Here is an 11,182-nt window from a genome sequence, read left to right on the forward strand (position 1 = left end):
GGCGACTTGAGGCGCGGGTGCGTTCACGGTGTCCAACGGTAGAGCCAGGTTTCGGTGAGGGGGGTGTCGCCCCGTTGCAGGGCGAGGCGCAGTTCGCACGCCTTCTCGCCACGCGGGTCGAGCTCGAAGGCGACGCGCACGGTCTTGCGGTCGGGGTAGCGGTAGAGGGTGCTCGCCGTGATGGCGCCGGGGCCGACCGAGAGCTGGGTCCGCAGGTCGCCGGCTTCGGCGAGACCCTCCCCGGTGAAGTCGACGAGGAAGAGGCGCCGGTTGTCGTTCGTCCCGCGCCCGGCGCGGGTGCCGGAAACCACGGCCACAGGCACCGGCTCGGGTGGCTGCCAGCACCAGTGCTGGCGGTAGCTGAACGCCCGCTCGGCCCCCGCCGCGAGGCCGGCTTTCGGCCGCCAATAGGCTAGGATGTTCTCGTTGAATTCGGAATCGCTCGGGATTTCGAGCAAGGTCACGGACCCCGGTCCCCAGGCGGAGAGGGGCTCGAGCCACAGGGACGGGCGCCATTCCCAATGCTGGATGTCGTCCTGGAAGCTGCGGTAATCCCGCGCCCGCTGCATCAGCCCGAAGCCCTTCGGGCTGTCGTCGACGAAGGACGAGACCTGCAGGGTCTCGGGGTTGCGCGCCGGGCGCCAGATCGCCTCGCCGGAGCCCGTGCGGATCTGCAAGCCGCCCGAGGAATGGACGGCGGCGCGCGCATCGTCGGCGCCGCGACGGTCGTGGGGACCGAACAGGTAGCTCGTGGTCATGCCCCCGAGTCCGAGGTGATCGATGGCGGTCCGCGCGAACACCGTTCCCTCGACGTCGCAGAGCGAAGCCGCTCCCGGGCGCAGGCTCATGCGCAGGGCCGCCGTGGCGGACGGCGAATCGACCAGGGCATGCAGGACGAGGGGGCCGCCGGGACCGGGCCGTTCGATCCAGACGGCACGCCACTCGGGAAATTCCTCACCCCGTGCATCGGCCGGTCGCAGGGTGAGGGCGCGCGCGGTGACGCCGAAGCCCTGGCCGGCCGCGACGAGGCGGAAGAACGAAGCGCCCTGGAGGTAAGCGAAATCCGTGAGCTCGCCGCCCGCGAACCGGGCCCGGAGCTTGAAACCGGAATACCCCGGGTCGTCCTTGAACGTCGGGATCTGGGTGGTGTCCGTCTCGAAGCGGGCGCGGTCGTAGGCCACGGGGCGCACGACCCCGTCCTCGATGAGCGCCAGGGCGACCCGTCCCCTGAACACCGAGCCGCGATGGAGCGGTTCGATGGTGAAGCCGAGGTCGGCGTCGGCCCAGACCGCGCTCCCCGGCACGGTCCGAATCCCGGCATATTGCTCGCGGTTGAGGCCCGTCAGGGTCTCGGGCAAATCGTCCGTGCGCGGGGCGACGTAGGCGCGCGCGGCCAGGGCCCGGGCGAGGTCGGTGACCAATCCGGCCTGGAATGGCGTGCCGGCCGCCGGAAGGGACGGAGCCTCGTCGGCGAAGGCACGCGCGGGCAGGGCGGCGAGCCCTCCGGACAACGCCACCACGCCGGCCCCACGGAGAAGATCGCGGCGGGTATGGTCCTGGGAACCTGCCATCGCGGGAGCGTCGGACGGGTGAGCAACGGCAGCGTGGGAACCTGGGAGCGGCAGCGTCATGGGACCTGTCGTTTGGGCGCGCTCGGGCGCCGGATTGATGGAGAGCGCGGCTCAGGCGCAGGGTCTACCATGCGTCGGCCTGAACTGGAGATTAAGTGTCACACAACGCCCAAGTCCCCGGTCCCGTTCGACGCGTCGGAGCCGGTTCGCCCCACACAAGCCTGGCCGTCTGGCCGAGCCGGCGCGCTTATGGCACATCCAGACCGTCGATGGTCATCGTCGACGCCGCAACGGAGGCTCTTCATGGCACTGATTCCATGCCCCGCCTGCACGCACCGTGTGTCCACGCAGGCCTTGGCTTGCCCCGCCTGCGGCCATCCCGGTCAGGAGCATTCCCCGCGGGGCGGGGGTGGCGGCATCGCCCGGGTGCTGGGCCACGTCGCCGGCACCTACATCTCCACGACGACACTGGCGAGCCTGGCGCTGGGCTGCGTCATGTTCGTCTGCGTCGCCGCCGTGCTGATCACGCTGATCCTCTCCGGTCGCTGATTCCGAGGGCGGTGCTTGTTCCAGTGAAGGCGCTTGTTCCAGGGAAGGTGTTTGCGAACCCGGCGGGAGTCAGCCGGGGCCTTGCCAGACCCGGCGGTGGCGCAGTAGCGCACCGGCAGCGCGCGTAAGGACTGGGACCGACCGATGGATGCAGCGACGACGACCGGGCGCAGCCTCACCGCCATCGTGCTGGCCGCCGGCAAGGGCACGCGGATGCGCTCGGATCGGCCCAAGGTCCTCCACGCCGTGGCCGGGCGGACCATGCTCGGCCACGTGCTCACCGCCGCCCGCGAGGCCGGCGCGGGCCGCATCGCCGTGGTGGTGGAGCCGGGGCAGGCGGCCGTTGCCCGGGAGATCGAGCGGATGGCCCCGGGCGCCGCCGTGTTTCCCCAGGCCGAGCGCCTCGGCACCGCCCACGCGGTGCTGGCCGCCCGCGACGCCCTGACGGCCGGCGACGACGACGTGATCGTCGCCTTCGGCGACACCCCCCTCGTCACCGGCGCCACCCTCGCCCGCCTGCGCGCACCCCTGGCCGACGGCGCCGCCGTGGCGGTGCTGGCCTTCGACAGTCCGAACCCCACGGGCTACGGCCGCGTGCTGACGGACGGCGGACGGGTGGTGGCCATCCGGGAGGAGAAGGACGCCACACCCCCAGAGCGGGCCGTGACCCTGTGCAATGCCGGGCTGATGGCGCTCTCGGGCCGGCACGCCCTCGACCTCCTCGCGCGCATCGGCAACGCCAACGCGGCCGGCGAGTACTACCTGCCCGACGCCGTCGCCCTCGCCGTCGCGGACGGGCTCACCGTAGCCGTGGTGGCCGTGGACGAAGCCGAGGCGCAGGGCGTCAACGACCGGATCCAACTCGCCGTCGCCGAAGCCGAGATCCAGAGTCGCCTGCGGCGCGCAGCGCAGCTCGGCGGGGCGACCCTGATCGCCCCTGAGACGGTTTTCTTCAGTTTCGACACGGTTTTGGGCCAGGACGTTCTTGTAGAGCCTCATGTGGTGTTCGGCCCTGGCGTCACCGTCGGTGACGGCTCTGTCGTCCACGCCTTCTCGCATCTCGAAGGCGCCACCCTGGCGCCGGGCGTCCAGATCGGTCCCTATGCCCGCCTGCGCCCCGGCGCGGTGCTGGAGGCGGGCGCACGGGTCGGCAACTTCGTCGAGATCAAGAACGCGCGCCTCGGCGCCGGCGCCAAGGCCAACCACCTGAGCTACCTCGGCGACGCCGAGATCGGGGCGGGCGCCAATGTCGGGGCCGGCACCATCACCTGCAACTACGACGGAGTGAACAAGCATCGCACCACCATCGGGGCGGGCGCCTTCATCGGCTCGAACACCGCCCTCGTCGCCCCCGTCACCGTGGGGGCCGGTGCCATCGTCGGGGCGGGCTCGGTGATCGCGGCCGATGTCCCCGAGGACGCGCTGGCCGTCTCGCGGGCGCGCCAGCGCAACCTCGCCGGATGGGCGCCGGGCAAGCGTGCGGCTCTGGCCGCCGAGAAGGCCAAGCGCGCAAAATCGTAAACCATGCGGGCGGTTGGGCCGGTTGCCTCAAGCTTGCGTTGAGGGTTTGCCGGCGACCCTTGGCGTCGACCGGGTGGCGCGCCTGTTCCAATCCGATACAAGCCCGGCTCGGCCGCGGTTTGGCGGCCCGTTTGTGAGAGACACGACCCATGTGCGGAATCGTTGGCATCGTCGGACGGGACGCCGTGGCCGGGCAGCTCGTGGAGGCCCTGCGCCGGCTCGAGTATCGCGGCTACGATTCGGCCGGCATCGCCACCCTGACGCAGGGGCGCCTGGAACGCAGGCGCGCGGAGGGCAAGCTCGCCAACCTCGAGGCGCGCCTGCGCGACGAGCCCCTCGCCGGCGCCATCGGCATCGGCCACACCCGCTGGGCGACCCATGGGCGCCCCAACGAGACCAACGCACACCCACACGCCACGGCGCGCCTCGCCGTGGTCCACAACGGCATCATCGAGAATTTCCGCGAACTCAAGGCCGAGCTGCAGGGCCTCGGGGTCCGCTTCGAGAGCGAGACCGACACCGAGGTCGTGGCCCAGCTTATCAGCCACGCCATGGAGGGGGGCTTAAGCCCCATCGAGGCCGTGGCCGCCTGCCTGCCGCGCCTGCACGGCGCTTTCGCCCTCGGCATCCTGTTCGCCGGCCACGACGACCTGCTCATCGGCGCCCGCCACGGCGCGCCGCTCGCCATCGGGTTCGGCCAAAGGGAAGCAGGGATCGGCGAGACCTATCTCGGCTCCGACGCCCTGGCGCTGGCGCCGTTCACCGAGGAGATCACCTACCTGGAGGAGGGCGACTGGGCGGTCCTGTCCCGCGCGGGCGCCGAGATCCGCGACATCGGCGGGGCCATGGTCGAACGCCCGCGCCAGCGCATCGTCGCCCAGGCCTACCGGGTCGAGAAGGGCAACCACCGCCACTTCATGGCGAAGGAGATCCACGAGCAGCCGGAGGTCGTGGGCCGGACCCTCGCCCACTACGTCGATCTGGCCAATGGCCGCGTCGCCCTGCCGGGGGACCTGCCGTTCGATTTCGCCACGCTCTCGCGGCTGTCCATCACCGCCTGCGGCACGGCCTACTACGCCGGGCTCGTGGCCAAATACTGGTTCGAGACCCTGGCGCGCCTGCCCGTGGAGATCGACGTCGCCTCCGAGGCGCGCTACCGCGAGCCGCCCCTCGACCGCGACGGCCTCACCCTGGTGATCTCGCAATCGGGCGAGACCGCCGACACACTGGCCTCCCTGCGCTACGCCAAGAGCCAAGGCCAGCACACCCTGGCGGTGGTCAACGTGCCGACCTCGACCATCGCCCGCGAGGCCTCCGCCGTGGTGCCGACCCTGGCCGGCCCGGAGATCGGCGTCGCCTCCACCAAGGCGTTCTCGTGCCAGCTCACCGTGCTCCTGTGCCTCGCCATCGCGGCGGGCCGGGCGCGCGGCACCCTGAGCGCGGAGCGCGAGCGCGGCTTGGTCGACGCCCTCATCACCGTGCCGGGCCTCATGGCCGAGGCGGCCAAGCGCGAGGGCGAGATCGAGGTTTTGGCCCGCGAGGTCTCGAAGGCCCGTGACGTGCTCTATCTGGGGCGCGGCACCAGCTACCCGATGGCGCTGGAGGGCGCCCTGAAGCTGAAGGAAATCAGCTACATCCACGCCGAAGGGTATGCGGCGGGCGAACTCAAGCACGGCCCCATCGCCCTCATCGACGAGAGCGTGCCGGTCATCGTCATCGCCCCCCACGACGCGATCTTCGAGAAGACCGTGTCGAACATGCAGGAGGTGGCGGCGCGCGGCGGCCGCATCATCCTCATCGGCGACGCCAAGGGCGCCGCGGCGGCCGGCCTCGAGACCATGGCGACGGTGACCATGCCCGACTGCGATCCGGTGGTGGCGCCCATCGTCTACGCCGTGCCGATCCAGCTCATCGCCTACCACACGGCGGTGTTCATGGGGAAAGACGTGGACCAGCCGCGCAACCTCGCGAAATCCGTGACGGTGGAATAACCGCGCGGGAATCGTCCCGCTCCATCATCAGCCAGCCCTGAAACGCAGTCCCGCCCACGGCGACCGATCGCCGACCCTTGCGCTTTTCCATCCCGTGGCCATCTTCAGACCATCCAACCGGATGGTCTGAGGGGGTTCTGGAGATGGAAAACAACGTTCACGCCCTGCGGCCGAAGCTGCCCGACAGCGAGAAGGTCACGGTCAATCTCGGCTTCGTCGATCTCGGGCACATCGACCTGATGGTCCGCGACGGCTTCTTCGCCAACCGGGCCGACTTCATCCGCACCGCCGTGCGCAACCAGCTCGAACGCCAGGGCGAGGCCGTGCGCCAGTCCGTGGCCCGCAAGGGCCTCGAACTCGGGCTCTCCCATTACAGCCGCGCCGCCCTTGAGGCGGCGCGCGACGCCGGCGCGCCGCTCCACATCCAGGTGCTCGGCCTCGCCAGCATCGCCCCCGACGTCACCCCCGAACTCGCCCGCGCCGCCATCGCCTCCGTGCAGGTGCTGGGTGCCTTCCAGGCGAGCCCGGCGGTCAAGGCGGCCCTCGCCGACCGCATCGCCTGAACTCCCTCACCGACAAGGATTCCGATCCATGGCCCCATTCGACGCAACCCACTTCTCCGCCATCGACATGGCCGCCGTCACCCGCCTGACCCAGGCCGGGCGGCTCGCCGAGGCGATGGCCCTGCTCCAGGGCAAGCCTGCGCCCGAGGCGGACGCACCGAAGGACACGAAGCGCCCGCGCCCGATCCTCGACATGGTGGCCCCGACGGACGGCACCGGGGCCTGGACGGCGCCGGGGGCAGACAGGGACACCACCGCCGACGCCCCCACGCAGGCGGCACGGCCCGACCCCGCACAGGCCCTGCGCGCCCTATCCGAGCGCTTCACCAAGGCCGGCGGTCTGGCGGCGATGCCGAACCTCGAAGGTTTCGGTCAGGGACTCGGTCAGGGACTTGGCCGAGGCCCCGCCACGAAGCCGATTCCGGTGCCCGAGGGCGCCCGCTTCGAGACACGCCGCTTCACCAGTGCGGGGGGCGCCCGCGACTACAAGGTCTACGTGCCGAGTGGCCGGACGGGCGAGACGCTCCCCGTGATCGTGATGCTGCACGGCTGCACCCAGTCGCCCGACGACTTCGCCGCCGGTACCCGCATGAACGCGCTGGCCGAGACGCAGGGCTTCCTCGCAACCTATCCGGCGCAGCCCCCCTCGGCCAACGCGCAGAAATGCTGGAACTGGTTCAACGCCGGCGACCAGCAGCGCGAGGGCGGCGAACCGGCCCTCATCGCCGGTATCGCCCGGGCGGTGGTGGCCGAGTTCGGCGGCGACGCAACCCGCGTCTACGTCGCCGGCCTCTCGGCGGGCGGGGCGGCGGCGGCCATCATGGCCGCGACCTATCCCGACCTGTTCGCGGCGGTCGGCGTCCATTCGGGCCTCGCCTGCGGGGCGGCCCGCGACATGCCCTCCGCCTTCGCGGCCATGAACGGGGGCGGGGCGGTGCAGGCGCGGGGGAACGGGCCGGCCGTGCCCACCATCGTCTTCCACGGCGACGGCGACCGCACGGTCCATCCCGTCAACGGCGAACGGGTCATCGCCCAGGCGACGCCCGCCGAGGCTCTTGGTACCACGGTCACCAACGGCACCGCGCCGGGGGGCACCCGCTACACCCGCACGGTCCGGACCGACGAGGCCGGTCGCGCCGTGCTGGAGCATTGGCTCCTGCACGGCACCGGCCACGCATGGTCCGGCGGCAGCCCGGACGGGTCCTACACCGATCCGCGCGGCCCCGATGCCAGCGCCGAGATGGTGCGCTTCTTCCTGGCGCACACGCTCGCGGAACGCCCGACCCGACACTGAACCAGCGGGCCGGGCGCGCAGGCGCGACCTTGAGCCCGGCCCCGTCTGCGGCTACCTCTACGCAAGCGGGCCGGGGCCGGCCGACGATCCTCGGGCGCCGTTCCCCGCGCCGAAAGTGCATCCGTGGCGACACTCATCCCACCGGTCCCCGAACCAGAGCCCGCAGGCGCCCGCCCCCGGGTGAGCGCACGCGGGCGCCTGCGGACCTACTTCCTCACCGGCATCATCGTCTCGGGCCCCCTGGCGATCACCATCTACATCACGTGGTGGTTCATCAGCCTCATCGACGGCTGGGTGAAGCCCCTGGTGCCGGCGAGCTACCTGCCCGACCATTACCTGCCGTTCTCGATCCCAGGCCTCGGCCTCGTCATCGCCTTCCTGGCGGTGACCCTGCTGGGCTTCCTCACGGCCAACCTCGTCGGCCGCAGCGTCGTCGAGTTCGGCGAGGTGCTGCTCGCCCGGACCCCGGTGATCTCGGGGCTGTACAAGGGCCTGCGCCAGATCTTCGAGACGCTGTTTTCGGCCAACGGCACCTCGTTCCGCACTGTCGGCCTCGTGGAATTTCCGGTGAAGGGCACTTGGTCGGTGGTGTTCCTGTCGGCGCCGGCCGCGCCCGACGTGCAGAACGCCCTGGCGCCCGGCGGCGACCATGTCGGCGTGTTCCTGCCCTGCGCGCCCAATCCGACCACGGGGTTCTTCTTCTATCTGCCGCGCCACGACATCGTGGAGATCGCCATGAGCGTGGACGATGCGGCCAAACTCGTCATGTCGGCGGGCGTGATCCAGCCCGACGATCCGCACGCACGGATCCAGGCCATGGCCGCCACCTTGCGCCATGCGCAGGAAGCGGCGGTGAAGCCCGCCGCCCCGGTGGACGCCTGAGACTGCTTCCGGATGATCCATTCGGAGACAGTCTCAGGCAGCCGGCGCGGCGCTTGAGCGAGGCCCAGATCCGCATCGCGAAGGGATCAACCGGAGTTGGTATGAGGGGTCATCCGGCGCCAAGAAGCCGGATCGCGGCGTCGCGCTCGAACAGGTAGAGCAGCACCCTGAGGGCCTGTCCGCGGGTACTCTTCAGGCCGGGATCGCGCTGGACCACGAGTTGGGCGTCGTCGCGGGCGACCTGCAGCAGTTCGGCGTCGGTCTCCAGGCTCGCGAGGCGGAAGGCGGCCAGGCCGGATTGGCGCGTGCCCAGTACCTCGCCCTCGCCGCGCAGGCGCAGGTCCTCCTCGGCGATGCGAAACCCGTCCTCGGTCTCGCGCATCATCTCCAGGCGTGCCCGCGAGACCTGCCCCAGCGGCCCGCGATAGAGCAGCAGGCAGGTGGATGCCCTGGCGCCCCGCCCGACCCGACCGCGCAGCTGGTGGAGCTGGGCCAGCCCGAAACGCTCGGCATGCTCGATGACCATGATGGTCGCCTCCGGCACGTCGACGCCGACCTCGACCACGGTGGTGGAGACGAGGATCTTCGTGACGCCGGCGGAGAACCGTTCCATGGCGGCGTCCTTGTCCGGCCCCGGCATCTTGCCGTGGATCAACCCGACGGCGTCGCCGAAGCTGTGGCGCAGATCCGCGAACCGCTCCTCCGCCGCTGCGAGATCGATGAACTCGGATTCGGCCACCAGGGGACAGATCCAGTAGACCCGGTCGCCGGCCGCCAACGCGCGGCCCAACCCCGCCACCACCTCGTCGAGGCGGTCGGTGGAGACGAGGCGGGTGACGATGGCCTGGCGGCCGGCGGGTTTCTCGTCGAGCACCGAGACGTCCATGTCGCCAAAGCAGGTCAGCGCCAGGGTGCGGGGAATGGGTGTGGCGGTCATCACCAGGATGTCGACGGCCTGGCCCTTGGCCCCGAGCGCCAGGCGCTGGTGGACGCCGAAGCGGTGCTGCTCGTCCACCACGGCCACGCCGAGATCGCGAAAGACCACGCTGTCCTGGAACAGGGCATGGGTGCCGACCACGATGTCGATGGTGCCGGCCGCAAGGTCTGCGAGCGTCGCGCGGCGCTCGGCGGCCCGGTCGCGCCCGGTGAGGAGGCGCAGGCGCAGGCTCCCGGCCATGGGCCCGAGCCGCTCGAAATGCTGGCGGGCGAGGATTTCCGTGGGGGCCATGAGCGCCGCCTGCCGCCCGACCTCGATGGCGGAGGCCATGGCCAGCAGCGCCACGGCGGTCTTGCCCGAGCCGACATCGCCCTGGAGCAGGCGCAGCATGCGCCGATCGGAGGCGAGATCGGCGCGGATCTCCGCGACGGCGCGCTTCTGGGCACCCGTGAGCCCGAAGGGCAGGGCGGCCTCGATTCGGTCCTTCAAGTGCCCGTCGCCCGCGTTGGCCCGGCCCGGTGCCCGGCGGTTGCGGGCGCGGAGCAGCGCGAGCGCCAGTTGCGAAGCCAGGAGTTCGTCGTAGGCAAGACGCCTCCGGGCAGGCGTCCGGGGTGCGCTCGTCGCGCCGTCCGGAACGGGCGGCGGGGCGTTCTCCGGGCGATGCTCGGCGCGCAATGCGTCGGCGAAGGTCGGCAAATTCTCGCGGGCCAGCCAGGCCGGGTCCTGCCATTCGGGCAGCACCGGCAGGCGCTCCAGCGCCGCGTGCGCCAGCTTCGAGATCGCCCGCGAGGTTAGCCCCTCCGTGGCGCCGTAGACCGGCTCGACGACGGGGAGGGCGGCGAGCCCCGCCTCGTCGATGATGCGGGCCGGGTGCACCATCTGGCGGTGGCCGTCGTAGAGGTCGATGCGGCCGGTGATGTAGCGGTGGGCGCCCAGCGGCAGCATCTTCTCCACCCGGGGGGCCGGCATGCCGAAGAACACCAGGGTGATGTCGCCCGTCGCATCTTCCACCAGAACCCGGAACGGGCGCTTGCCGGCGCCGGCTTGGGGCGGGCGGTACTCGGTCACGGTGACGCCGAGGGACACCGGCTCGCCGGGCGGCGCCTCCGCGATGGAGCCGAGGAGCTTTCGCACCACGCCGCCCTGGGGCAGGTGGAACAGGAGATCGACGATGCGGGCCGGCTGCTCGGGGGTGCCCAGCAGCCGCTCGATCATCGGCGCCATCTTCGGTCCGATGCCCGGCAAGCCGCGCGCCGGTGCGAAGAGCGGGTCGAGGATGGTCGGGCGGAGCGGGGCAGGGCGGGGGTCGTCGGTCATGCGGCTCGGGCGAGGGCGGTTTTCGCGGACGCTAAGGCGGTGGCCTTAAGAGGTTGGCGCATGCGCCGGGCGGGATGGTGACGCGACGCGGTGCCTCTATATACGTCCTGAAAGGCTTGGTCCCGGCGCGGATGCCGCATCGGCCCGGGTCCGAAGATCCTCCGATCCCGGGATCCCTTGATACCGAGTTCCCGTCATCCCCGGATCACAGCATCACAGGCGAGCCCATGTCCGGAACCACCCGCACCAGCGCGGACCTCGATCCACGCCGCCGCCGCACCCTCTTCCGCGCCTGGCATCGCGGCATCCGCGAGATGGACCTCATCATGGGCCGCTTCGCCGATGCCGAGATCGGCACCCTGACGGAGGAGGAACTGACCCTGTTCGAGGCGCTCATCGAGGTGCCGGACCGCGACCTGTTCCGCTGGCTCACGGGCGAGGACGAGACGCCGCAGAACTACGATACCCCCGTGTACCGCCGCCTCAAGGCGTTCCATAAGCACGACGCGCCGATTCACTAGACACCGCGCCACCGCACGGGACCGTCCGACGCCCTC

9 protein-coding genes are annotated in these 11,182 nt (G+C 71.3%); 7 read left to right on the plus strand and 2 right to left on the minus strand.

What is annotated here, in order from left to right; all coding sequences use genetic code 11:
* Positions 1-23 precede the first annotated feature (23 nt).
* Positions 24-1,571, minus strand: a complete 1,548-nt coding sequence (locus tag ASF25_RS04945) for a glucan biosynthesis protein D (RefSeq protein ID WP_244472900.1) — start codon at positions 1,569-1,571, stop codon at positions 24-26.
* A 303-nt stretch (positions 1,572-1,874) separates the two neighbouring features.
* On the opposite strand from ASF25_RS04945, the gene ASF25_RS04950 reads away from it, so the two are divergent.
* The 6 genes from ASF25_RS04950 to ASF25_RS04975 all read left to right on the plus strand — a co-directional run bounded on the left by ASF25_RS04950 (position 1,875) and on the right by ASF25_RS04975 (position 8,371).
* Positions 1,875-2,120, plus strand: a complete 246-nt coding sequence (locus ASF25_RS04950; RefSeq protein ID WP_056167940.1) for a hypothetical protein — start codon at positions 1,875-1,877, stop codon at positions 2,118-2,120.
* 144 nt (positions 2,121-2,264) lie between these two features.
* Entirely contained in the window at positions 2,265-3,641 is a 1,377-nt protein-coding gene (gene glmU, locus ASF25_RS04955) for a bifunctional UDP-N-acetylglucosamine diphosphorylase/glucosamine-1-phosphate N-acetyltransferase GlmU (RefSeq protein ID WP_056303648.1), read from the plus strand.
* 149 nt (positions 3,642-3,790) lie between these two features.
* Positions 3,791-5,632: a glutamine--fructose-6-phosphate transaminase (isomerizing) gene (gene glmS, locus ASF25_RS04960; RefSeq protein ID WP_056167954.1), complete on the plus strand. Its 1,842-nt coding sequence runs from the start codon at positions 3,791-3,793 to the stop codon at positions 5,630-5,632.
* A gap of 143 nt (positions 5,633-5,775) precedes the next feature.
* A complete protein-coding gene (locus tag ASF25_RS04965; protein WP_056167957.1) occupies positions 5,776-6,195 on the plus strand; it encodes a hypothetical protein in 420 nt (139 codons plus the stop codon).
* A 28-nt stretch (positions 6,196-6,223) separates the two neighbouring features.
* On the plus strand, positions 6,224-7,489 hold the full coding sequence (locus ASF25_RS04970; RefSeq protein WP_056303650.1) for a PHB depolymerase family esterase: 1,266 nt from the start codon (positions 6,224-6,226) through the stop codon (positions 7,487-7,489).
* Between the two features lie 123 nt (positions 7,490-7,612).
* Positions 7,613-8,371, plus strand: a complete 759-nt coding sequence (locus ASF25_RS04975; protein WP_056167963.1) for a DUF502 domain-containing protein — start codon at positions 7,613-7,615, stop codon at positions 8,369-8,371.
* Positions 8,372-8,480: 109 nt separating this feature from the next.
* Here the strand turns inward: ASF25_RS04975 and recG are convergent, their stop codons facing one another.
* Positions 8,481-10,625: an ATP-dependent DNA helicase RecG gene (recG, locus tag ASF25_RS04980; protein WP_056303653.1), complete on the minus strand. Its 2,145-nt coding sequence runs from the start codon at positions 10,623-10,625 to the stop codon at positions 8,481-8,483.
* Positions 10,626-10,852: 227 nt separating this feature from the next.
* Here recG and ASF25_RS04985 point away from each other — a divergent pair, with 227 nt between their 5' ends.
* Positions 10,853-11,146 carry a succinate dehydrogenase assembly factor 2 gene (locus tag ASF25_RS04985; RefSeq protein WP_056097355.1) on the plus strand — a complete coding sequence of 98 codons (294 nt, stop codon included), beginning with the start codon at positions 10,853-10,855 and terminating at the stop codon, positions 11,144-11,146.
* Positions 11,147-11,182 lie beyond the last annotated feature (36 nt).

This window comes from Methylobacterium sp. Leaf100 (assembly GCF_001422845.1).
In the GTDB taxonomy this organism is placed as follows: Bacteria; Pseudomonadota; Alphaproteobacteria; order Rhizobiales; family Beijerinckiaceae; genus Methylobacterium.

Excerpts from the sequence above, each read along its gene's own strand:
- glmS (WP_056167954.1), top strand. The coding sequence starts at position 3,791 with ATGTGCGGAATCGTTGGCATCGTCGGACGGGACGCCGTGGCCGGGCAG.
- recG (WP_056303653.1), bottom strand. The coding sequence starts at position 10,625 with ATGACCGACGACCCCCGCCCTGCCCCGCTCCGCCCGACCATCCTCGAC.
- ASF25_RS04945 (WP_244472900.1), bottom strand. The coding sequence starts at position 1,571 with ATGGCAGGTTCCCAGGACCATACCCGCCGCGATCTTCTCCGTGGGGCC.
- ASF25_RS04965 (WP_056167957.1), top strand. The coding sequence starts at position 5,776 with ATGGAAAACAACGTTCACGCCCTGCGGCCGAAGCTGCCCGACAGCGAG.
- ASF25_RS04985 (WP_056097355.1), top strand. The coding sequence starts at position 10,853 with ATGTCCGGAACCACCCGCACCAGCGCGGACCTCGATCCACGCCGCCGC.
- ASF25_RS04970 (WP_056303650.1), top strand. The coding sequence starts at position 6,224 with ATGGCCCCATTCGACGCAACCCACTTCTCCGCCATCGACATGGCCGCC.
- glmU (WP_056303648.1), top strand. The coding sequence starts at position 2,265 with ATGGATGCAGCGACGACGACCGGGCGCAGCCTCACCGCCATCGTGCTG.
- ASF25_RS04950 (WP_056167940.1), top strand. The coding sequence starts at position 1,875 with ATGGCACTGATTCCATGCCCCGCCTGCACGCACCGTGTGTCCACGCAG.